17 protein-coding genes and 2 pseudogenes are annotated in these 21,913 nt (G+C 71.6%); 12 read left to right on the plus strand and 7 right to left on the minus strand.

Going from position 1 to position 21,913, the window contains the following annotated elements:
• The first annotated feature begins 20 nt into the window (after nucleotides 1–20).
• Nucleotides 21–1,460: a uridine transporter UriT gene (gene uriT, locus ACZ4XD_RS04970; protein ID WP_468038360.1), complete on the plus strand. Its 1,440-nt coding sequence runs from the start codon at nucleotides 21–23 to the stop codon at nucleotides 1,458–1,460.
• A 92-nt stretch (nucleotides 1,461–1,552) separates the two neighbouring features.
• On the opposite strand, the gene ACZ4XD_RS04975 is transcribed toward uriT, so the two are convergent.
• Together ACZ4XD_RS04975 and ACZ4XD_RS04980 are read right to left on the minus strand one after the other, a co-directional pair.
• Nucleotides 1,553–1,681, minus strand: a complete 129-nt coding sequence (locus tag ACZ4XD_RS04975; RefSeq protein ID WP_406482198.1) for an LPFR motif small protein — start codon at nucleotides 1,679–1,681, stop codon at nucleotides 1,553–1,555.
• A 92-nt stretch (nucleotides 1,682–1,773) separates the two neighbouring features.
• Nucleotides 1,774–2,913, minus strand: coding sequence for a baeRF2 domain-containing protein (locus ACZ4XD_RS04980; RefSeq protein WP_468038250.1), 1,140 nt, complete (start codon nucleotides 2,911–2,913; stop codon nucleotides 1,774–1,776).
• 267 nt (nucleotides 2,914–3,180) lie between these two features.
• Between ACZ4XD_RS04980 and ACZ4XD_RS04985 the strand changes: the two genes are divergently transcribed.
• Together ACZ4XD_RS04985 and ACZ4XD_RS04990 are read left to right on the plus strand one after the other, a co-directional pair.
• Nucleotides 3,181–3,591 carry a DUF2795 domain-containing protein gene (locus ACZ4XD_RS04985; protein ID WP_468038252.1) on the plus strand — a complete coding sequence of 137 codons (411 nt, stop codon included), beginning with the start codon at nucleotides 3,181–3,183 and terminating at the stop codon, nucleotides 3,589–3,591.
• A 120-nt stretch (nucleotides 3,592–3,711) separates the two neighbouring features.
• Entirely contained in the window at nucleotides 3,712–4,191 is a 480-nt protein-coding gene (locus tag ACZ4XD_RS04990) for a DUF5709 domain-containing protein (protein WP_468038254.1), read from the plus strand.
• 109 nt (nucleotides 4,192–4,300) lie between these two features.
• Here the strand turns inward: ACZ4XD_RS04990 and ACZ4XD_RS04995 are convergent, their stop codons facing one another.
• Nucleotides 4,301–4,840, minus strand: a complete 540-nt coding sequence (locus tag ACZ4XD_RS04995; protein ID WP_468038256.1) for a cysteine hydrolase family protein — start codon at nucleotides 4,838–4,840, stop codon at nucleotides 4,301–4,303.
• 11 nt (nucleotides 4,841–4,851) lie between these two features.
• Nucleotides 4,852–5,475, minus strand: coding sequence for a DNA polymerase ligase N-terminal domain-containing protein (locus ACZ4XD_RS05000; protein ID WP_468038258.1), 624 nt, complete (start codon nucleotides 5,473–5,475; stop codon nucleotides 4,852–4,854).
• A 186-nt stretch (nucleotides 5,476–5,661) separates the two neighbouring features.
• Here ACZ4XD_RS05000 and fdh point away from each other — a divergent pair.
• The 6 genes and pseudogenes from fdh to ACZ4XD_RS05030 all read left to right on the plus strand — a co-directional run bounded on the left by fdh (nucleotide 5,662) and on the right by ACZ4XD_RS05030 (nucleotide 13,610).
• Nucleotides 5,662–8,932, plus strand: a pseudogene (gene fdh, locus ACZ4XD_RS05005) (formate dehydrogenase).
• Nucleotides 8,929–9,846 (plus strand): 4Fe-4S dicluster domain-containing protein, encoded by a 918-nt coding sequence (locus ACZ4XD_RS05010; RefSeq protein ID WP_468038260.1) that lies wholly within the window; start codon nucleotides 8,929–8,931, stop codon nucleotides 9,844–9,846. Before fdh ends, ACZ4XD_RS05010 begins: the two are co-directional and overlap by 4 nt.
• Nucleotides 9,843–10,808: an NrfD/PsrC family molybdoenzyme membrane anchor subunit gene (nrfD, locus tag ACZ4XD_RS05015; RefSeq protein ID WP_468038262.1), complete on the plus strand. Its 966-nt coding sequence runs from the start codon at nucleotides 9,843–9,845 to the stop codon at nucleotides 10,806–10,808. Before ACZ4XD_RS05010 ends, nrfD begins: the two co-directional genes overlap by 4 nt.
• Nucleotides 10,809–10,972: 164 nt before the next feature.
• Entirely contained in the window at nucleotides 10,973–12,268 is a 1,296-nt protein-coding gene (locus ACZ4XD_RS05020) for an NAD(P)/FAD-dependent oxidoreductase (protein ID WP_468038362.1), read from the plus strand.
• A gap of 131 nt (nucleotides 12,269–12,399) precedes the next feature.
• Nucleotides 12,400–12,597 carry a hypothetical protein gene (locus ACZ4XD_RS05025; protein ID WP_468038264.1) on the plus strand — a complete coding sequence of 66 codons (198 nt, stop codon included), beginning with the start codon at nucleotides 12,400–12,402 and terminating at the stop codon, nucleotides 12,595–12,597.
• Nucleotides 12,561–13,610: an SMP-30/gluconolactonase/LRE family protein gene (locus ACZ4XD_RS05030; RefSeq protein ID WP_468038266.1), complete on the plus strand. Its 1,050-nt coding sequence runs from the start codon at nucleotides 12,561–12,563 to the stop codon at nucleotides 13,608–13,610. The genes ACZ4XD_RS05025 and ACZ4XD_RS05030 overlap by 37 nt, the downstream gene beginning before the upstream one ends.
• A 40-nt stretch (nucleotides 13,611–13,650) precedes the next feature.
• Here ACZ4XD_RS05030 and ACZ4XD_RS05035 read toward each other — a convergent pair whose 3' ends face one another.
• Nucleotides 13,651–14,067: an Asp23/Gls24 family envelope stress response protein gene (locus tag ACZ4XD_RS05035; protein WP_468038268.1), complete on the minus strand. Its 417-nt coding sequence runs from the start codon at nucleotides 14,065–14,067 to the stop codon at nucleotides 13,651–13,653.
• Nucleotides 14,068–14,323: 256 nt separating this feature from the next.
• Here ACZ4XD_RS05035 and ACZ4XD_RS05040 point away from each other — a divergent pair, with 256 nt between their 5' ends.
• A complete protein-coding gene (locus tag ACZ4XD_RS05040) occupies nucleotides 14,324–14,959 on the plus strand; it encodes a class I SAM-dependent methyltransferase (protein WP_468038270.1) in 636 nt (211 codons plus the stop codon).
• A 343-nt stretch (nucleotides 14,960–15,302) separates the two neighbouring features.
• Nucleotides 15,303–16,805 (plus strand): sodium/proline symporter PutP, encoded by a 1,503-nt coding sequence (gene putP, locus ACZ4XD_RS05045; protein WP_468038272.1) that lies wholly within the window; start codon nucleotides 15,303–15,305, stop codon nucleotides 16,803–16,805.
• A gap of 2 nt (nucleotides 16,806–16,807) precedes the next feature.
• On the opposite strand, the gene ACZ4XD_RS05050 is transcribed toward putP, so the two are convergent.
• Nucleotides 16,808–19,543 carry a type 1 periplasmic-binding domain-containing protein gene (locus ACZ4XD_RS05050; RefSeq protein ID WP_468038274.1) on the minus strand — a complete coding sequence of 912 codons (2,736 nt, stop codon included), beginning with the start codon at nucleotides 19,541–19,543 and terminating at the stop codon, nucleotides 16,808–16,810.
• A 313-nt stretch (nucleotides 19,544–19,856) separates the two neighbouring features.
• On the opposite strand from ACZ4XD_RS05050, the gene ACZ4XD_RS05055 reads away from it, so the two are divergent.
• On the plus strand, nucleotides 19,857–21,269 hold the full coding sequence (locus ACZ4XD_RS05055) for an amino acid permease (protein WP_468038276.1): 1,413 nt from the start codon (nucleotides 19,857–19,859) through the stop codon (nucleotides 21,267–21,269).
• Nucleotides 21,270–21,314: 45 nt separating this feature from the next.
• Here ACZ4XD_RS05055 and ACZ4XD_RS05060 read toward each other — a convergent pair.
• A pseudogene (locus ACZ4XD_RS05060) lies at nucleotides 21,315–21,908 on the minus strand (GOLPH3/VPS74 family protein); the annotation flags it as partial.
• Nucleotides 21,909–21,913 lie beyond the last annotated feature (5 nt).

The raw sequence follows: 21,913 nt of genomic DNA on the forward strand, positions 1-21,913 counted from the left end.
AGATGAACACCACCTCCCAGATGAACACCTCCACCACCCTGCGCCCCGCCGAGGGGGCCGGCGGCGGGTCAGGGGTCCGTATAGGCGTGCTGGTCACCGCGCTGCTCGCGGCCTGTTTCGCCTTCCAGCTCAACGCCAGCATGCTCAGCCCCGCGCTGAAGAACATCGAGGACACCCTCGGCGCCAGCTCCGCGGAGATCGGCCTCACCCAGACCGCGTTCTTCACCTCGGCGGCGCTGTTCTCGCTCTTCCTCCCGCGGCTGGGCGATGTCATCGGCCGCCGCCGGGTGCTGGCCGGAATGCTCGGTCTGATGGTCGTCGGCTGTGTCGTCGCCGCGCTGGCGACCAGCGTGCCGATGCTGTTCGCCGGCCGGGTCATCCAGGGCGTCTCCGGTCCGGTCGTCCCGCTGTGTCTGATCATGCTGCGGGTGGAGGTCCAGGAGCCGAAGCGGTACGGCACCCTGCTGGGCGTGATCACCGCCGTCAACGGCGGAATCGCCGGTGTCGACTCCCTCGCGGGCGGCTACCTGGCCGACAGCCACGGCTTCCAGTCGGTGTTCTGGGCGATGGCGGTCGTCGCCGCCCTGGCCACCGTCCTGGTCGCCACCCTCACCCCCGAGTCGAAGGCGCCCGCCGCGACCCGGATGGACTGGCCCGGCGTCGCGCTGCTCGTGGTCTCGGTCGGCTCGCTGCTGATCGCGCTCAACGAGGCGGGCAAGCTGGCCGCCGCCGACTGGCCGCTGATCGCCGCCCTGCTCGTCCTGTCCGCGGCCGCCTTCGCGCTGTTCTGGCGGACCGAGAACCGCAGCGGGCACCCCCTGGTCGCCACCAGGCACCTCAAGCAGCGGGCGACCTGGGCGACCCTGCTGACCACCGTGCTCACCATGACCGGCGTGTTCGCCGTCATGAACGGGCTGATCCCGGCCTTCGCACAGGACGCCCAGGCCGGTCTCGGAATGAGCGCCGAGCAGTCCGCGTGGTGGACGCTGGCGCCGTACGCGCTCGCCGGACTCGCCATGGGCCCGCTGGCCGGCCGTCTCGCCGCGACCTTCGGCTACGGCCGCGTCCTGCGGTGCGGCCTGGCCGGGTCGGTGGCGACGGTCGCGCTGATGCTGCTCACGATGCACAGCCAGTCGCAGATCCTGCTGCTGGTGACGTCCGTCCTGGTGGGCATCGCCTACGCGGGCGTGGCGAACATCGTCCTCAACGGGCTGGGCATCGTCCTCTCCCCCAGCGAGAACCCGGGCTTCCTGCCCGGTCTGAACGCCGGTGCCTTCAACCTCGGCGCGGGACTCAGCTTCGCGCTCCTGTACGCGGTCAAGACCGCCGCGTCCCCGGCGGACCCGTCGGCGTCCGGGGGCTACACCGCCGGCATGATCGCGGGCGTGGTCATCCTGGCCGCGGCCATCGCGACCTCCTTCCTGATCCCGAAGCCGGTGGCGGCCGAAGCACAGGACTGAGGCGCACTCCGGACACCACGGGCCGCCCGCCGACCACGGAATCCGGTCGGCGGGCGGCCCGTTGCGGTGTCCGCCGTCAGTGGTGTCCGCCGTCAGTGGTGTCCGCGTGCGGTGTCGGCGGCCCCGCCGAAGAGCCGTGCCACGGCGCGGAACGGCAGGGTGACGACGGTGGCGATGGCACCACCGATCGACCTGAGAACGTCTGCGATCGCATGCAACATGGGTGAACCTCCGTCATGACCGTCCGGCACCACACCTGAAATGCCGCCATCGGCCGGGTCGTTGCGCCGGGAGCGCCTGCCGGGGCGGCAGGTCACCCGGTTGTCGTGTCGTCCGTCCAGCGCAGGATGGCGCCGAGCCCGCCGGACGGTGCCCGCTCGGGGTCACGGACCACCACGATGTCGGCGCCGCTCGCGGCCGCCGACCGCACCAGCGCGTCATCCGCCCGTGCGGCGGCCGGACGCGTCTCGCCGAGGTACTGCAACTCCGTTCCCCGTACGCCGAGTTGATCGGCTTCGGAGCCCACCCAGACCTGCCGGGCGATGTCCGAGCCGTGCGGACTGACGAGCAAGGTGTCGATCCGGTGTTCCCGGGCCGCCTCGACCAGGGCGGGGATGCCGGCCGCGGCATGCGGGGCGCTCTTGCCTCCCGGCCCCGCACCGGTGCGGAAGCGGTCCGCCACCTGCGCGATGTGCTCACGCTCCTGAACTGCCCTGACCTGGGCGATGTCCCGGTCCACCAGCGTACTCTCGGCGCCGGGCGCCCGCCCGCCGTGTTCGCTCTCGTAGGTGAGGGCACGCAGCGGTTCGGGCAGCTTGTCGTGCACCAGATGGCGTTCGCGGGCGTCGCCGATCAGGATGATCGCCTCGGCGCCACACTCCTCGAACGCCTTGCGCACCGCATCGGCGATCTCTTCCGCGTTGTGCTCCCAGGTGTTCTCCACCTTGGCGCGGAAGTGGCCTTCGGACCAGTCGCCCGAGGCGGTGCGGTGCAGGGGCCAGTCGGCGCCGCTGACCTGGCCGGCGTCCTCGGTGCCCCGTTCGCCGAGGACGGCGAAGTCCGCTCCCGCCCGGTCCAGACGGACCACCAGGCAGACCGGGTCGTCGCCGACCGCCGCCAGGAAGGGGGTGACTCTGGGCACCGGCCCCCAGGCCGCGAACGGGGTGGCAGGAGGCCCGGGAAGCGGGGTGTCGAGCACGATCTCACCATGGGCGGCGAACAGCACCCGCCCAGAGTGCTCCCCGGACTCGCCCGCGTGCCGTGTGAGCAGTGCTTCGTGCACCGCACCGCAGGTGGCCTCGTCCGCGCCGAGCGCGAACAGCTGCGCCGTGGTGGCGCTCGCCGTCAACTCTTGCTGTTTCGCGGCGTCCTCGGTGCTGTGCGAGATATCGGCATAGACGGATGCCCAGGGGCCTGGCCGGTCGATGACCGGTTGCAGGAGCGAGATTCGCATGGCGCTGCCTCCTTGGCTTCCTCGGATTCCGTGGATTCTCCTGTTGTGCGTGGGCCGTCATCGGTGGGCTGCCTTACGAATTCCCGTTCCCGAAAGGCGTATGCATCAAGGGCATATGCATCTGCCGCTACGTTCCGTGCCTGGCCGGGTGTTTTCGGTAGGCATGCTTGAAACAGTGCTGCCGGGTTGTTAGGGCTGGGGGACCAGGGAAACTGGGAGTAACGCGACGGGTCTGTATGACTCGTGGAGCCGGAGGCACCCATGGTCATGGAACACGGAACGGACAAGACCGGCCCCGCCCGGGACGAGATGATGAAGAAGCAACTACGGGGGCAATTGACGGCGGAGCGCGCCCTGCGCACGGACGAGGAGCATGAACTCCAGCCCGCGGGCGAGGACCAGCCGGTGGCGGCGTGGTCCCCCGAGAGCGAGTTCCGGGGCGGCACACCGAGCGGCATGACCGAGGAGGACGTGGGACTGCGCTCCGAACTCGCCCAGCACCTCGGGCGCAGCCTGTACCCGGCCGACAAGTACGCGATCATCGAGACCCTGCGGCGCAACAACGCACCGGACCGGCTGGTCGCCATGGCCGAGCGGCTGCCCGAACACGAGCGGTTCGGCAATCTGCAGAGCATCGCCGAGGCCGTCGGGATCGCGACGGAGCACCGGCGCGCCTGAGGCCCGGCCCGGTCCGCTCATCCTGGCGCTGCCGGGAGCCTCCAGGAGGCGGACAATTGGTCGTAGAGCACCTGCCGCACCCCGCGGCCGGGCGAATGGACGGGAAGAGGGAGGGCGGTCATGTCCGACGACGCGATGGGCGACGAGGTCTACCAGCCGCCCAGGTCCGATCCCCGGGACAACCCCAACGCGCTCGACATGGAGGACGCTCTGGACGAGCCGGACCTCGACGAGACGCTGGACACCGGCTATTCGCCGCCCGAGCGGCCCTTCGTGGTGAACCACGAGGGGACCACCGCGCGCGAGCTGCACGACCGTGAATCGCTGGAGCACCGGCTGTCGGTGGAGGTACCGGAGGTCTGCGCACCCGACGGCGACGGGATCGGTGATCTTCCGGGCGGGGTGGGGGAACCGACCGACCTCGAATGCGGCGACGAGCGGGCGGGCCGGCTCGTGGGCTCCGACGAGGGGTTCTGGCGCGGCGGCAGCAATGACATCGCCGCCCGGGACGTCGGGATCGACGGCGGCGCCGCGTCGGCGGAGGAGGCGGCGGTGCATATCGCCCGGGACGACGCGGGGGACGGGGACAGGGAGATCTAACCCCGGCCGATCCAGCCCCGGCCGCCCCGCCCTGATTGCCGTGTCCCGGCCGGCCCGCCCTGATCTCCCGGTCCCGCGGCCCGCCGGATCCCGGCCGCGCCGAGCGCCCTCACAGGACGTCGGGGTCCGCGGAGCGCGCGATCCGGGCCTGCATATTGCGCTCCATCATGCGCAGTGCGGCGGCGGCGAGGTCTTCATGGATATGCGCACAGGCATCCTCGGCGACGATGACCCGAATATGCCGGATATGCGCGTCGAGCGCCGAATAGAGCACGCATTGTTCGGTGACCTGGCCACAGAGCACGATCGTGTCGATGCCGTGCTGCCGCAGCAGATATTCCAGCGGCGTTTCATAGAAGACCGAGTGCCGTGCTTTCACCACGAACAGCGATTTCTCGTCCGGCCGGACCGGCTCCACCAGATCGGCGTGCGGGCCGCTCAGTACGGTGTCCAGAAGTTCGTCGTGGTGTGAGCGCCACAGGCCGAAATTGTCATTGACGTAGATGATCTCGACGTCGTTCTTTCGGGCCCGTTCGATCAGTGCGGTGATATGCGGCAGGGTCTCTCGCACCGAGGGCAGCAGCAGTTCCGCGTCCGCGTGCTCATAGGAATTGAGCATGTCGATCACGATGAGCGCCTTGCCGGACATGGCGTCCCCGGTCAGCCGGGCTGCCCCGGGCTCTCTTCGGCGGCCACCCGCTTCAGGGTGCGGCCGCTGCGTACCGAGCGGGCCCGCCGGGCGTCCGGTGTACCGCCCCGCCCGGCCCGGTCGTCGTTCTCCTTGACCAGCAGCCAGGACTCCCGTTTCCCGGGGCCCTCACCGGTACGGAACCGGGTCAGCGCATAGCCGCCGCGGAGCTTGCTGCCGTCGAGCCAGAAGGAGACATGACCGTCCTCCAGCGCCTGGCCGAACGACAGCGGGCGGCCCTTCTTCTTCCGGGGCAGCGGGCGGTAGCTGCCCTGGTCCCAGACGATCACGGTGCCCGCGCCGTACTCCCCCTCCGGGATCACGCCCTCGAATTCCCGGTACTCCAGCGGATGGTCCTCGGTGGGCATCGCCAGCCGCTTGTCGTGCGGGTCGTCGGACGGCCCCTTGGGGACGGACCAGGACTTCAGCACCCCGTCGACCTCCAGCCGGAAGTCGAAGTGCAGGGTGCTCGCGTCGTGGATCTGGACGACGAAGGACGAGGTGTCGCCGGCCGCCGCCGGGGCGCCCGGCGGCTCGCGCGTCCGGTCGAAGTGCCGCTTGCCGCGGTATGCCGTCAGTCCGTCCTCGGCACCCATGTGACCCGCCTGCCCTTCGTGCCGGTGGCCGCATCTCTCACTGTCGCGCGGGGCGCCCGGCGACGCATGTGCGGCCGCCCCGCCTCCCCCCGGGTGCCCGGTTGGGTCAGTGAACAGGCCCACCAGGGGGCGCGCCCGGCCCGCGGGGGCGAGCGTGGAGGGAGACGAGCCGAGGCTGGAGGAACCATGGGCGTACGTCGGCTGCTGCGTGGCTGGCCCGCGTACCGGCAGCTCACGGGCGGTGACCCGCTGGGCCGGGGGCGGGCCGCGATGTCCGGGCGCACCGAGGCGCTGCGTCCGCGCACGGATACCGCGGACCGCGTGGTGGCCTCGGTCTGCCCGTATTGCGCGGTGGGCTGCGGGCAGCAGGTCTACGTCAAGGACGAGCGGGTGGTGCAGATCGAGGGGGACCCCGCCTCGCCGGTCAGCAGGGGGCGGCTGTGTCCCAAGGGCGCGGCGACGCTTCAGCTGACGACCGGACCCGCCCGCCGCCATGAGGTGCTGTACCGGCGGCCCTATGGGACCGAGTGGGAGCGGCTCGACCTCGACACGGCCATGGACATGATCGCCGAGCGGGTGATCGAGCTGCGGCGGGCCACCTGGGAGTGGGAGGCGGACGGCCGGCGGGTCGCCCGTACGCTCGGCATCGCCAGCCTGGGCGGCGCCACCCTCGACAACGAGGAGAACTACCTGATCAAGAAGCTGCTGACCGGGCTGGGCGTGGTCCAGGTGGAGAATCAGGCCCGGGTCTGCCACAGCTCCACGGTCGCCGGTCTCGGCACCTCGTTCGGGCGCGGCGGGGCGACCACCTTCATGCAGGATCTCCAGCACGCGGACTGCATCGTCATCGAGGGCTCCAATTTCGCCGAGGCGCATCCGGTGGGCTTCCAGTGGGTCATGGAAGCCAAGGCGCGTGGCGCGAAGATCATCCATGTCGATCCGCGCTTCACCCGCACCAGTGCCCTGTGCGACCTGCATGTCCCGATCCGGGCGGGCACCGACATCGCCTTCCTCGGCGGGCTGATCCATCACGTACTGAGCGAGGAGAAGGACTTCCGGGAGTACGTCCTCGCCTATACGAACGCCGCCACCCTCGTCAGCGAGGACTTCCGCGACACCGAGGACCTCGACGGTGTGTTCTCCGGTCTGGACGAGGCGGAGCGCCGCTATGACCCGGAGAGCTGGCAGTACGAGGGCACCGACGTCCAGGCCCCGGCGGGCGATGTCGAGCAGCTGCGGGACCGGCGTCTGCGGGACGCCGCGAGCGGTTCCCACCCGCCGCCGGGCCACGCCGAGACCCATGGCGCGGGCGGTCCGCAGGCCCGCGCCGGTGCGCCGAGCGACCCCACCCTGCGGCACCCCCGCTGCGTCTACCAGATCCTCAAGCGGCACTACGCCCGCTACACACCGGAGATGGTCGAGCGGACCTGCGGGGTGCCGCGCGAGACCTTCTCGGAGGTGTGCCGGGCCCTGACCGAGAACTCCGGGCGCGAGCGCACCAGCGCCTTCGTCTACGCGGTGGGCTGGACCCAGCACTCGACCGGCTCGCAGTACATCCGGGCGGCCAGTGTGCTCCAGCTCCTGCTGGGGAACATCGGCCGCCCCGGAGGCGGCATCCAGGCACTGCGCGGGCACGCCTCCATCCAGGGCTCCAGCGACATCCCCACCCTGTTCAACCTGCTGCCCGGCTATCTGCCGATGCCGCATGCGCACACCCACCAGGACCTGGACACCTTCGTCGCGGCGAGCCGTACCGACAAGGGCTTCTGGGGGGGAGATGCGGGCGTACACCGTCAGTCTGCTGAAGGCGTATTACGGCGACGCGGCCACGCCCGCCAATGACTTCTGCTTCGGTCATCTGCCGCGGCTCACCGGTTCGCACAGCACCTACGACACCGTCCTCGCCCAGCTGGACGGGGTGTGCAGGGGCTACTTCCTGATGGGCGAGAATCCCGCGGTCGGCTCCGCCAACACCCGTCTCCAGCGGCTGGGGATGGCCCGGCTCGACTGGCTGGTGGTCCGCGACTTCTCGCTCATCGAATCGGCGACGTGGTGGCAGGACGGTCCCGAGATCGAGACGGGCGAACTGCGCACCGAGGACATCGGGACGGAGGTGTTCTTCCTCCCGGCGGCCTCGCACACCGAGAAGTCCGGCTCCTTCACCAACACCAACCGCTGGCTCCAGTGGCACCACGCCGCCGTCGAGCCGCGGGGCGACGCGCGCAGTGATCTGTGGTTCATGTACCACCTGGGCCGGCGCATCAAGGAGAAACTGGCGGCGTCCACCGATCCGATGGACCGGATGGTGCAGGACCTCACCTGGGATTACCCGGTGGCGGGGCCGCTCCAGGAGCCGGTCGCCGCGGCCGTGCTCGCCGAGATCAACGGGCACGGCCCCGACGGGGCGCCGCTGAGCACATACACCGAGCTCAAGGACGACGGCTCGACCCGGTGCGGCTGCTGGATCTACTGCGGGGTCTTCGCGGACGGCGTCAACCAGGCCGCCCGCCGCACCCCGCACACCGAGCAGGACTGGGTCGCCGCACGCTGGGCCTGGTCCTGGCCCGCGAACCGGCGGATCCTCTACAACCGGGCCTCGGCCGCTCCCGACGGCACTCCCTGGAGCGCGCGCAAGGCGTATGTGTGGTGGGACGCCGAGCACGGACGCTGGACCGGCCATGACGTCCCGGACTTCATCCCCGACCGGGCACCGGACCATGTGCCGCCGCCCGGGGCGACCGGCCCCGACGCCCTGCGCGGCGACGACCCCTTCATCATGCAGGCGGACGGCAAGGGCTGGCTCTACGCCCCGTCCGGGCTCCACGACGGACCGCTGCCCACCCATTACGAGCCGCAGGACTCGCCGTTCACCAGCGCCCTCCACCCCGGCCGGTCGCGTTCCCCCACCCGGCAGCTCTACGTCCGCGAGGGCAACCGCTACCACCCCAGCGGCGACGAACCGGGGGCCGGGGTCTATCCGTACGTGCTGACCACCTACCGGCTCACCGAGCACTTCACGGCGGGCGGAATGAGCCGCTGGACGCCCTATCTGGCCGAGCTGCAACCCGAGTTGTTCTGTGAGGTGTCGCCGCGGCTCGCCGCCGAGCGCGGTCTGGAGCACTCCGGATGGGCCACCATCATCACCGCCCGCAACGCCATCGAGGCGCGGGTGGCGGTGACCGACCGCATGCGGACCCTGACCGTGCACGGCCGTCCGGTGCATCAGATCGGGCTGCCGTTCCACTGGGGGCCCAACGGGGTCGTCACCGGCGACGCGCCGAACGAGCTGGTCGCCATCGCGCTGGACCCCAACTCCCATATCCAGGAGGACAAGGCCCTCACGGCCGACATCCGGCCGGGACGCCGGCCGCGCGGCCCCGCACTCCCCCGCCTGGTGGCCGACTACCGGCGGCGGGCGGGCATCACCGAGCACACCGGAGAGGACCAGCGGTCATGACCGACAGCCTGCTCAGCGGCCCGGAACCCGACCCGGCCGGGGACGCCGGTCATGCTGGCGCCCCGCCCCGGGTGGGGTTCTTCACCGACACCTCGGTCTGCATCGGCTGCAAGGCGTGCGAGGTGGCCTGCAAGGAGTGGAACGCGATCCCGGAGGACGGGCTGTCGCTCACCGGCATGTCGTACGACAACACCGTGAGCCTCGGCGCCTCCACCTGGCGCCATGTGGCCTTCATCGAGCAGTCGGCGCCGCCGTCCGCTCCCCCGGTCCCCGCGCCCGAGGGCCGTACCGAACTCCCGCTGGCCGGGGAGGCACCGGCCGGCGGCGACCTCCGCTGGCTGATGTCCTCCGACGTCTGCAAACACTGCACCCACGCGGCCTGCCTCGATGTCTGCCCGACCGGCTCGATCTTCCGCACCGAGTTCGGGACCGTCGTGGTCCAGGAGGACATCTGCAACGGCTGCGGCTACTGCGTCCCCGCCTGTCCCTACGGCGTCATCGACCAACGCCCCTCCGACGGCCGCGCCTTCAAGTGCACCCTGTGCTACGACCGGCTCGGCGCCGGGCAGGAGCCGGCCTGCGCCAAGGCATGTCCGACGGAGTCGATCCAGTTCGGTCCGCTGGACGAACTGCGTGCCCGCGCGGCGCTGCGGGTCGGCCAGCTCCAGGCGGCGGGCGTGGCCGGGGCCCGGCTCTACGGTCACGACCCCGGGGACGGCGTCGGCGGTGACGCGGCCTTCTTCCTGCTGCTCGACGAACCCGAGGTCTACGGGCTGCCACCGGACCCGGTGGTCACCACCCGGGACCTGCCCGCCATGTGGCGGCACGCGGGGGCGGCGGCACTGTCGTTGGCGAGCGGCCTGGCGCTGTCCTTCGCGCTGCCCGCGATGCTGCGAAGGACGGTACGGCGATGACGCGCCCGGCACCGCGCATCGCGCGGGGACTCACCCGCCGCCGCAGGGGCGAGGAACTCATGGTCCCCCGGGCGGAGTTCCGCTCCTACTACGGCCGGCCGGTCATCAAGGCCCCGTCCTGGGCCGCCCGCGACATCGCCGGCTACTTCTTCCTCGGCGGGCTCGCGGGGGCCGGCTCGGTGCTCGCCGCCGGTGCCCAGCTGACCGGCCGCACCACCCTGGCGACCTCGCTGAAGGTGTCCTCCCTGGCGGCGGTGTCGCTGTCCGTGGCCGCGCTCATCAACGACCTCGGCCGCCCGGCACGCTTCACCCACATGCTGCGCGTGCTGAAGCCGACCTCACCGATGAGCGTCGGCTCCTGGCTGCTCGGCGGCTACGGGCCGATGGCCGGCGCGGCGGCCCTGTGCGCGGTCACCGGGCGGCTGCCCCGGGCCGGTGCCGCCGCCACCGCGGCCGCCGCGGCCCTGGGACCGGCCGTGGCCACCTATACCGCCGTGCTCGCCGCGGACACCGCCGTACCGGCATGGCACGGCGCGCACCGCGAACTGCCCTATCTCTTCGCCGCCTCCGCGACCGCAGCGGCCGCCGGTATGGCGCTGGTGGTCGCACCGCCCCGGGAGAGCGCCCCGGCCCGCTGCGCCGCCGTGCTGGCGGCCGTGGCGGACGCGGCGGCCACCCGGGCGGCCGAACGGCGCCTGGGGATGGTGGCGGAGACCTACCGGGAGGGGCGGGCGGGGCGGCTGCTGCGCGCCGCCGAAGTGCTTCTCGGCGGTGGCGCGGCGGCCGCGGCGCTCGCCGGCCACCGCTCCCGCGGCGCGGCCGCCGCGGCCGGTCTGGCGCTGCTCGCCGGCTCGGCCTGCACCCGCTTCGGTGTCTTCGCGGCCGGCCTGGCGTCCGCGCGGGACCCGGCCTACACCGTCCTTCCCCAACGTGCCGCCCAGGGCCGGCCGCCCGCAGAATGACAGGGGACCCATGTGTACCCGGCCGCCCACCGGTTAGCCGACAAGACACCACGGTGTGCCCGCGCCGGCCGTCGGCCCGCACGGACGGTGGCTCTGTCCGGCCCGGCGCTCAGGCACCATCCTCGACCGCAGGAGTCCACGTGAAGCGACGTCGTCCTCGGATCGTGATCGTCGGAGCCGGCTTCGCCGGTTACGAATGTGCCCGCACGCTCTCCCGGCAGGCCAAGGGAGCCGCCGAGATCGTGCTCATCAACCCCCATGACTACTTTCTGTATGTGCCGCTGCTGCCGGAGGTGGCGGCCGGAATCCTGGAACCGCGCCGGATCTCGGTCTCGCTCACCGGGACCCTGCCGGGCGTCCGGCTCGTCCTCGGTGAGGTCCATGACGTGGACTTCGATGCCCGCCGGGTGGCCTACACCGACCCCGAGGACCGGGACGGCTCGCTGTCCTACGACCGGCTGGTGGTGACCGTCGGCAGCGTCAACAAACTGCTGCCCGTCCCGGGCGTCGCCGAGCATGCCCACGGCTTCCGCGGGATGCCCGAGGCGCTGTACCTCCGCGACCACATCACCCGTCAGGTCGAGCTGGCCGCCGCGGCCGAGGACCCGGCCGAGCGGGCCGCCAGGACCACCTTCGTCGTCGTGGGCGCCGGCTACACCGGGACCGAAGTCACCGCCCACGGTGTGCGGTTCACCGACTCGCTGGTCCGGCAGAACACCGGCCTGCGGGACGGCCCACGCCCCCGCTGGCTGCTGCTGGACCTCGCCGACCGGGTGCTGCCCGAGCTCGACGAGCGGCTGTCGCGCACCGCCGACCGGGTCCTGCGCGCCCGCGGCGTCGATGTCCGCACCCGCACCTCCGTCAAGGAGGCGACCCCGGACGGGGTGCTGCTCGACGACGGCGAGTTCGTCAGCAGCCACTCCCTGATCTGGTGTGTGGGCGTCCGGCCGGACCCGCTGGTCGAGTCCTTCGGGCTGCCTACCGACAAGGGACGGCTGTGCGTCGACAAGTTCCTGGGCGTCCCCGGCCTGCCGGGGGTGTTCGCCTGCGGTGACGCCGCGGCCGTGCCCGACCTGACCCGCCCCGGCGAGACGACGCCGATGACCGCCCAGCACGCCCAGCGGCAGGGCAAGGTCGCGGCGCGCAATGTGGCGGCGTCCTGCGGACAGGGCACCCCGCGGGCCTACGAGCACCATGACCTGGGCTTCATGGTGGACCTGGGCGGCATCCAGGCCGCCGCGAACCCGCTGCACATCCCGCTGTCCGGCCCGCTCGCCGGGGTGGTCACCCGCGGCTACCACCTGCTGGCGATGCCGGGCAACCGCGTCCGGGTGGCCGCCGACTGGCTCCTGGACGCGGTGCTGCCGCGGCAGGCCGTCCAGCTGGGTCTGGTCCGCTCCTGGTCGGTGCCGCTGGACACCGAGACCCCCGAAGTGGCCCGGGTGGGCGGCACCTCGTAACAGCCGGGCCGGCCTGGCATTTCCCGGATGCCGGATGCGGAGGGTTCTGCTTGGCTGGCCGGTGAATGATCCGTGCGGCGGGTACGGGCGGTGTCCGCGAACCGTCGACCACAGCATTCCGGAGGCAAGAGATGGACCTGCACCGTAGCCCGGTCGCCCGCGCATGGCGCCATTGGCGCCGGCCCGCCGACCGCTCCGTCTCCCCGCCACTCCCCACCGCCCGCTATGTGGCCGGCACCGAACTCGGTCTCACCGTGTGCGTGGCGCTGCCGTACGCCGAGGAGATGACCCGGTGCCTCAAGGCCGCCCGGCGTCGCGGGACGCTGTGACCGTCGACGGGCAGCGCACGGACCGCGCCGGACGGGGCGGCCCGCGGACGCTGCCGGCGCTGCGTATCGTCGCGCCCGGGATCGAGGGCCCCGAGGACGTGGTGGCCGATGCCGACGGCACCCTCTTCGCGGGGGCCGCGGACGGTGCGATCTGGCGGCTGCGCCTCTCCGCGTCGGGTGCGGCGGACGAGGCAACGGCCGTGGCACACACGGGTGGCAGACCGCTCGGGCTGCAACCGCTGCCCGGCGGTGAGCTGCTGGTCTGTGACGCCCGGCGCGGTCTGCTGTGCGTCGACCCGCGGCACGGGACCGTCCGGGTGCTCGCCGACGAGGTGGCCGGCGGGCCGCTGCGGTTCGCCAGCAATGTGACCGCCGCGGCGGACGGCACGGTCTACTTCACCGTCTCCAGCCGTCGTTACGGTCTCGACGAGTGGCTGGGCGACTTCCTGGAGCACACCGGCACCGGGCAGCTGCTGCGTCTGCGGCCCGGCGGCTCCCCCGAAGTCCTGCTGGACGGGCTGCAGTTCGCCAATGGCGTGGCCCTGGCCCCGGACGAGTCCTTTCTGGTCGTGGCCGAGAGCGGGGCCCGCCGCCTGAGCCGCTACCGGCTCACCGGCCCCCGGTCCGGCACCGCCGACACCCTGGCCGACGGGCTTCCCGGCTACCCCGACAACATCTCCCCCGGCCCCGACGGCGCGTTCTGGGTGGCCCTGGCGCGACCGCGGTCAGCCGCTGTGGAGTGGCTGCACGGTATGCCGCGCGGGGTCCGCCGGTCGGCCTGGGAGGTGCTGAGGCGGCTGCGGCTCTCGCTGCCGCCGCACCCGACGGCGCGGGTGCTGGCGGTCCGCCCCGACGGCGGCGCCGCCTGGGATCTGCGCGCCGTACGGTCTCCGTACCGGATGGTCACCAGTGTCTGCCGCACGGACCATCTCCTGGCCCTGGGCAGCATCGCGGAACGCGGCATCGCCGTCTGCGCGTTCCCCGGCGCGGACGGCTCGTCCCCCGCGCGCTGACCCGCCGGACGCACCGTGCCCGGCTGCGCGGACCGTGCCGCTACACCACCCGTTCCGTCTCGGCTTCCTCCTCCTCGGGGAGCCGCACATCGCTGACCGCGATATTGACCTCCACGACTTCGAGGCCGGTCATCCGCTCCACCGCGGAGATCACGTTCTCCCGCACCGCCTGCCCCACATCGGGGATGACCTCGCCGTACTCGACGACGATGTCCAGGTCCACCGCCGCCTGTTTCTCGCCGACTTCGACCTTGACACCGTGCGTGGTGGTCGTGCCGCCCCCGGGTACGCGTTTGCGCAGGGCTCCCACCGACCGCGAGAGCCCGCTGCCCAGGGCATGGACTCCTGCCACATCACCGGCCGCCAGGAAGGCGATCTTCGCGACCACACCATCGGCGATGGTCGTCCGCCCCAGGCTCCCGGCGTTCCGCGACCCGCGCTCTGCGAACTCGGTCATTGCGCATCACCCCAGTGCTCCATCGAGGGGAAGTCTTCGGCCCTCTCTTCACGCTATGGCCGTACGGGTGACGCTGCCTCCCGAAAACGGCCGCGACGGCCATGGCCCCTAGGGGTGCCTCTCCCCCTCGTTTGCCGATACGGCAACGAAGCTTGTCATTTTCGCCGGCCCGGACGGAACATCCCGGCAAGGGCGGCAGGCCACAAAAACGGCGCTGCCGCACCTCACCGAGGAGCACGGACCGAGGAGGACTCTCATGACCCATGACGTCACCGTCCCGGACGAGGAGTACTGGGACGCCCGCTACGCGCAAAGCGACCGGATGTGGAGCGGCCGCCCCAACTCCGCCCTGGTCCGGGAGGCCGGCGACCTCACCCCGGGCAGCGCACTGGACCTGGGATGCGGGGAAGGGGCGGACGCGATCTGGCTCGCCGAGCGGGGCTGGGAGGTCACCGCCGTCGACATCTCCGGGATCGCCCTCGGCCGGGCGGCCGGACATGCGGCGGCGGCCGAGGTCGCCGACCGCATCACCTGGCAGCGACACGATCTCGGTGCGACGTTCCCGGCAGGCACCTTCGCTCTCGTCACGGCCCAGTTCCTGCACTCCCCCAGCGAGGCCATGCCGCGCGCGGACATCCTGCGGAAGGCCGCCGCTGCCGTCGCACCCGGCGGTGTGCTGCTCATCGTGGGCCATGCGGGACTGCCCGCCTGGGAGCCCGACTCCGAGGTGCCGCTGCCCACTCCGGAGGAAGTCGTCGCGGACCTCGGCCTCCCGGACGGCGAGTGGGACCTGCTGCGCTGCGAGGAACACCCGAGCTTCCGGACCGGCCACGACGGAAAGCCGGACCCCCGCACCGACAACACCGTGAAGCTCCGCCGCCGGACCGCCTGACACCTGCCGCACCGGCCCCGGCGAGTGGTCCGCACCCCATCGGAATGCGCCAAGTCCCATGCAATGAAGGGGTGTTGACCGCCACCCGGGTCCGGGTCCCGCGATAAGGTCCTGGCCGCGGTTCCGCCCCCGGGTCTGCCGGGACCGGGGGCGGTGGGGGCTTGCGGTCACCAAGGACATCTGTCAAAAGGGTGCCGCTCCCGGTGGCAGATCCGTATCGTCTGCTCGCGCCGGAGCCTTCTCGCCCCGGGATCTCCGCACGAGATCTCCCCCGGGCGCCCGTGCCATCGATGGCAGTGCCAGCAGCTAGGGAGCAATGGTGACACCCCTGATCGTACCCGTCATGATCACATTCGGGATCTTCCTGCTCGCCATGGTGACCGTGGGCATCTGGACGTATCAGGACACCGTGACCTTCTCCGACTTCGCACTGGGCGGGCGCCGGCTGAGCGCACCGCTGGCGGCGCTGTCCGCGGGCGCCAGTGATATGTCCGGCTGGCTGTTCCTGGGGCTGCCGGGAGCGGTGTACGCGGCCGGGATCGGCGCCTCATGGATCGCCGTCGGCCTGGCCATCGGCACCTATCTCAACTGGCTTCTGGTCGCGCCGCGGCTGCGTACGTACACCGAGCTGGCCGGCGACGCCAAGACGCTCTCGGCGTATCTGGAGGAACGGTTCGAGGACGGCAGCAGAATGCTGCGCCTGGTCTCGGCGACCGTCACCGTGGTGTTCTTCACCGTGTACGTGGCGAGCGGACTCCTGGCCGGGGGCGTGCTGTTCGAGGGCATCTTCGGCGGCGGCTTCGAGTTCGCCCTCACCGTCTTCGCCGTGGTGATCGTCGTCTACACCGTCCTGGGCGGCTTCCGTGCGGTGAGTGTGACGCACTCGATCCAGGCCACGGTGATGTTCTGCGCGGCGGTGGCACTCCCCGCGATCGGCATCGCGGCGCTGGGCGGCTTCGGCGCGCTGCACGGAGCGCTCACCCGCAAGAGCCCCGCCCTGCTGGACATGGGGGCGGAGGCCGGCTTCGACGGCAGCCGGTGGACGTCCGGTGGGCCGCTCGGCGCGGTGGCGGTCATCTCCCTGCTCGCCTGGGGCCTGGGCTACTTCGGCCAGCCGCACATCCTGGCCCGCTTCATGAGCATCCGCAGCACCCGCGAGATACCCCGGGCCCGCCGGATCGGCGTCGGCTGGGTGGTCGTCTGTCTGGCGGGCGCCTCGCTCGTGGGACTGGTGGGAATCGCCGCGCTCGACCAGGCGCCGGACAACCCGGAGACCGTCTTCATCGCGCTGTGCGCCCAGTTGGTCAATCCCTGGGTCGCCGGCATCCTGCTGGTCGGTGTGCTGGCCGCGATCAAGTCCACCGCGGACAGCCAGCTGCTGGTCTCCGCGATGGCCCTCACCGAGGACTTCTACCGGGCGTTCGTCAAACGGCAGGCCTCGGACGCGTCCATGGTGCTGGCGGCGCGCGCGACGGTGGTCGTGGTCGCCCTGGTGGCCTACGTCATCGCACTCAGCGGCGGTGCCGTGCTGGACATCGTCGCGTACGCCTGGGCGGGCTTCGGCGCGGCCTTCGGCCCGGTGATCCTGCTGTCGCTCTACTGGCCGCGGATGACACGGGCCGGGGCGATGGCCGGGATCCTGACGGGGGCGGCCACCGTCGTCCTGTGGAAGCACATCGACCCGCTCCTCGGGCCGCTCCGGTCCGGTGTCTACGAGATGGTGCCGGGGGTCCTCGCGGCCACCGCGGCGGCACTGCTCTTCGGCAAGTTCGTCGGCCGCCCGCCGCGGCGCACCTGGTCGGGCTCCATGGAGCGGAAGCACGCCACGACGGTTCCGGTCGGCTGAGGTCAGTGTTTCTGCTCGGCGGCGCACGGCGGGGCCTGCCCCTGGGTCGTCAGCCCCTGCCGGTAGGCACCGCAGGCGACCACGGACACTGCCCCCTTGGCGCCCTGCCGCAGGAGCACAAACGTCTTGTCGGCCGGCGCCGCGTTGGCGCCCGCCTGGTAGGAGACGTAGCCGGTCGCCCCGTCGAAGCTCATCCCGCTGGTGAGCGCGGTCAGCATGGACCGGCGGTCGGCGTGCTTGTCGCGGTACGTCACATCGGCCGCCCGGGAGAGGACATGGAAGGCGTCGTACGCCACCGCCGCATGGCCGTCCTGGCGCCAGGGATCGGCGCCGTGCGTCGTGTCGCGCACGAAACGGTCATAGACCTCGACGAACTCCCGGGTCTTCGCACTGGCCCGGGTGTCCGTGACCGGCATCCGATGTGACGAGTAGTAGAGCCGCAGCCAGCGTTTGTCGCTGAAGGAGCCGGTCTGCGCCACCATCGTCAGCTCATTGCCGCCCAGCACCGTGATGTCGTCCTCGATACAGGTCCCCTGGGCGTTCAGCGCGTTGATGAAGGCGATGAAGTCACGGGCGCGCGCGGACCAGAACACCATGGAATCCGGCTGTGCTTTCAGCGCGCGGCACACCGTTTCCGCCAGGTCGTGGGCGCTGGAGACCCGGGGGGTGCCGGCGGGCGCCCGCCGGAAGTCGCCGTTCTGCGCAAAATTGATCACCTGCGAACTTCCCGGGAAGTCATGGCTGAACTTCCCGGTCAGGCTTCTGCTGTACAGGTCCGCCGGACTCTGCACGATGACGGCCTGTGCGGCCGTCGTGCAGCCGCCCGCCCCGTTCCGCCGCGCCACGATGTCGGATCTGCTCGCGAAGTCCGCCTCGATCCGGGACTCCGTGCTGTTGGCGGGGGCGAAGGGCCAGTAGCTCTGGTTGTCCCCGTCCAGCATCTCGTCGGCGGTGGCCGTGGTCCCGACGGTGGGGATGCCTGCCGCGCTGAGCACCTTCAGGGCGGCCCGGGTCTCGTCCCGGCTCTGGGAGTACCCGAGGACTCCGATGACCTGCTCGTAGGGCTTGCGACGGCTGCCGTCGTTCTGCTCCGCCACCAGCTTGCGCGCTTCCTGCTCGGCGTCCCGGAATTCCTCTCCGGTGCTGCGTACTTCCACTCGCAGCGGCACCCGGGTGTCGTCGGAAATGGCTTCGTCGTTCAGCCTCCGCTGCCACAGGGCGATACCGCGCAGTTCCGGGATGCTGCCGTCGAACCGGGTGTTGATCTCGGTGGTCGGCCGGTTCGACTCGAAGGCCACCACGGTGCGGACCGTGCTGCCGGCCGCGGCGAGGGCCTCGGCCCGCTTGTTCTCCTTGCGGATCGCACCGGTGGCGGCGTCGTACCACTCCTTGGGCCGGACGCCGACCGGCTCGGCCTGCGCGGAGGCGGCGACGGAGTCGTCCCCGCCGACGCAGGGATGGGCCGGCGGCCCCTGGACCACCCCGACGACCCATACGCCGAGCACGGCTGCGGCTACCACCGCGCCGGCCGTCACCAGCGAGGTCGTGGTCTGCCAACTGGTGCTGAAAGTCTTCGGGTTCACCTGCGGAATGGGCAGGCCGTGCCGGGTCAGGGGCTCATCGCGGAACGTCACCAGGACCGGGCGGCCGTCTTTCTGGGTCAGCTGGAGTCCGGCCTGCGTGAGGTTGCTCTCCGCCGGGCCGCCCAGCTCCGCCAGCAGCGCGTCCGAGGGCCGGCCCACCGCGATGACCAGCGGCCCCGGCGGCTGCGCCGCGGCACGGGCGCGGTGGAACGCGCGCAGGAACCGCTCGGCCTGCTCCGCGCCCGCCGTTCCCTCCGGGGGCACCTCCACCAGCAGCACGGGCCGGGCGGTGCGGCGCCGGCGCCTGGGCAGCAGCCGGCCGGGCTGCGGCACCCGCAGGTCCTCCAGCAGCGCCCGCACCAGCAGATCCTCCAGCCGCTGGAGCGACTCCTCCCGTTGGGGGTGCGCATCGCCGAGCGCCAGTCTCAGCACCTGCCGCTGGGCCATGTCGTCCAGCACCCGGAAGAGGTTCTCCTTGCCGCGCTCGGCGTGGAGTTCGGCCCCGAGCCACCGCGCGCGGCGGAACGGCGAAAGACGCATCGGCCGGACCAGCTCCCGGGTCTTGCGGAGCGCCCACCACCAGCGTGGGAACGTCTGGGTGAGCGGCAGCCAGAGAACGCCGAGCAGCCAGCCGTAGAAGCTCGCGGCCGGAGGGCTCTCACCGCCACCGAGCTTCCAGAGAACGGCCGGCAGCCCGCCGCGCCGCACCCGCTGCTCATAGGCCCGGTCACGCAGCGCCTTGGCGCCGGCGGCCGCTCCGGCCCCGGCTCCGTTTTCCATGACGTCCGCGATCACATCGCGCAGCAGGGAGAATTGCGGAAAACGGTCCGGGGTCAGGTGCCGGGGTATCCCGTAACCGAGCCGCTCCCCCGCCACCGCGGCCAGCAGACCGCTGCCCGCGGCCCCGGCTTCCAGCACGGCGTGCGGCACGAGTTTCCCCATGTCGTCGAGCGGTTGGCGTAACGCCTCAACGACCCGGCGCACCCTTCTGTCGTACTCCTCGCCGTGTCCCGGCACCCGTAACAGGAACAGGGGCGGCTTGGTCGACAGATAGGCGCGGTCCGCGGGAGCCACCGCCGTGGGAAGCTGCGCGACGAACGTGTCGGCACCGGTGTCGTCAGGAAAATGCGCAGGCACACCCAGAGGCACGGTCATGATTCCCCCGAATTCAAGTCACCCCACCCACAAGTGAGGTGAACCATATCCGGATGTCCCTGCGGCAAAACCCGGAACGCGTCATCTCCGCACGCGAAGAATTCGATCACGCGAGGCCCTCGCGCAATTCGCCCCCTCGCCCCTTCCCCCGCCACCAGGCCCCTCCCGAAGCAGGCCCGCTTCACTGCGTGTCGACCTCTTCACCACAGGTAAGTGAACTGTCCGCATAGCGGGCGTTCACGCCGTACGCGCAACACGTCCCCCCACACTCGTCAGGCTCACCGAACGTCACCACCAATGAACAGGCACGACCATGAGTCGGACAAACACCCGGTCGCCCCAGTACTCCCCGGAGGCCGGGCAGAACTCCGAGGCCGTGTTGTCGCACGGCCTCAAGCAGCGCCATCTGTCGATGATCGCCCTCGGCGGGGTCATCGGCGCGGGGCTCTTCGTAGGCTCCGGGGTCGGCATCGCCGCGGCCGGGCCGGCCATCGTCCTCCTCTTCATGGGTACCGGCGCGCTGGTCATGCTGATCATGCGCATGCTCGGCGAGATGTCCGCGGCCCGGCCCTCCACCGGCTCGTTCTCGGTGCATGCCGAGGAGGAGGTCGGCTCCTGGGCGGGGACGACCTCCGGCTGGATGTACTGGCTGATGCTCTGCGCCGGTGTGGCCGCCGAGGCCACCGCGGCAGGCACGATCATGCACACCTGGGTGGCGTTCATCCCCGCCTACGGCTGGGTGGCGATCTTCATGGTGTTCTTCTGCGCCAGCAATCTGACCGCGGTCAAGAACTTCGGCGAATTCGAGTTCTGGTTCTCCGCGATCAAGGTCACCACGATCGTCGCGTTTCTGGTGCTGGGCGCGCTCGGCATTCTCGGGGTGTTCGGCGACGCCCCCGGCACCAGCCATCTCACCGGCCACGGCGGCTTCTTCCCGACCGGTGTCGCCGGACTCGCGGCCGGGCTGCTGACCACCATTTCCGGGTTCGCCGGTCTGGAGACCGTCACCATCGCGGCGGCCGAGTCCGACAACCCGAGCCGGAACGTGACCCGCGCCGTCCGCACCGCCGTCTGGCGCATCGCCGTCTTCTACATCGGCTCCATGGCTGTGGTCGTCACCCTGGTGCCGTGGAACGACCCGAAGGTCGCCAAGGACGGCCCGTACGTCACCGTGCTCGACACGCTCGGCATCCCGGCGGCCGGCACGATCATGCAGATCGTGGTGCTGGTGGCCCTGCTCTCCGCGATGAACGCCAATATCTACGGCTCGTCGCGCATGGCGTACTCGCTCGTCAGCCGGGGCCAGGGCCCGCGCTTCCTGGCAAAGGTCACCAGGGGCGTGCCGGCGGCCGCGGTCCTGGCGTCCTGTGTGTTCGGCTTCGCGGCCGTGATCGCCGGGATCGTCTGGCCGACCACCGTGTTCGCCTGGCTGCTGAACATCGCCGGCTGCTCGGTGCTGGTCGTCTGGTCCATCGTGTGCCTCACCCAGCTGAAGATGCGCCGCCGTCTGGAGCGCGAGGCGCCCGAGCAGCTCTCCGTGCGGATGTGGGCCTTCCCCTATCTGACCTGGCTCACCTTCGCCGCCATTCTCGGTGTCTTCGCCGTCATGGCCGCCAGTGCGGACGGCCGTCAGCAGCTCATCGGCACGGCCGTCGTGGTGGCGGCGCTGGCCGGCGCCGGACACCTCAAGCAGCGCCGCGACCGACGGGCCGCCGCCAGCAGCTGAGCGCGGCGCATCGAGAGGTGAGCGCGGCAGCTCGACGCGGGGCGGTCAGCTGCCGTCGCCCCGCCAGATGTTGTCGAAGGCGGCCTTCTCGACGGCGCGGCGCTGCCGCTCCGCCTCCAGCTCCGTGACCGCGTCATGGACGGCGGCGAGCACGGTGGACACCGCGTCGTCGACCTCGGCCGGCTCGCCTCCGGTCTCCGCGCCGTTGATCCTGGCGGCTCGCGCGAGGGCGGTGAGGACGGTCTCCCGCGAGGTCCAGCGGTCCATCGCCCGGCGGCGGGCGGGCGAATCGGCCAGCACCGTCTGCCCGGCGCCGAAGGGCCGCCAGCGACGGTGTTCCCGGGTGGCCTCCCCGTCGTCCTCCAGGACGCTCAGATAGGCCGCCGCCAGGCCGTGCCCCCGGCGCCACAGCCAGTCGTCGACCGACTCGTACGGCGACTGCTGGACGAGGGACGCGGCCTGGTCCAGCAGGCGGTCGGGGAGCATCGGCCGGTAACCCGGCACGATCCGCTCCCCGTCCAGCCGGACGGCCTCAGCGCTCAGAAGGTCGATCAGTTCGGCTCCCGCGAGCGCGAGTGACAGGTCACCCCGCTCCAGGCCGTGACCGGACTCCGCGTCCATGGCAACGATCAGCAGGTCCCGCG

Source organism: Streptomyces sp. NPDC029466 (assembly GCF_055574515.1).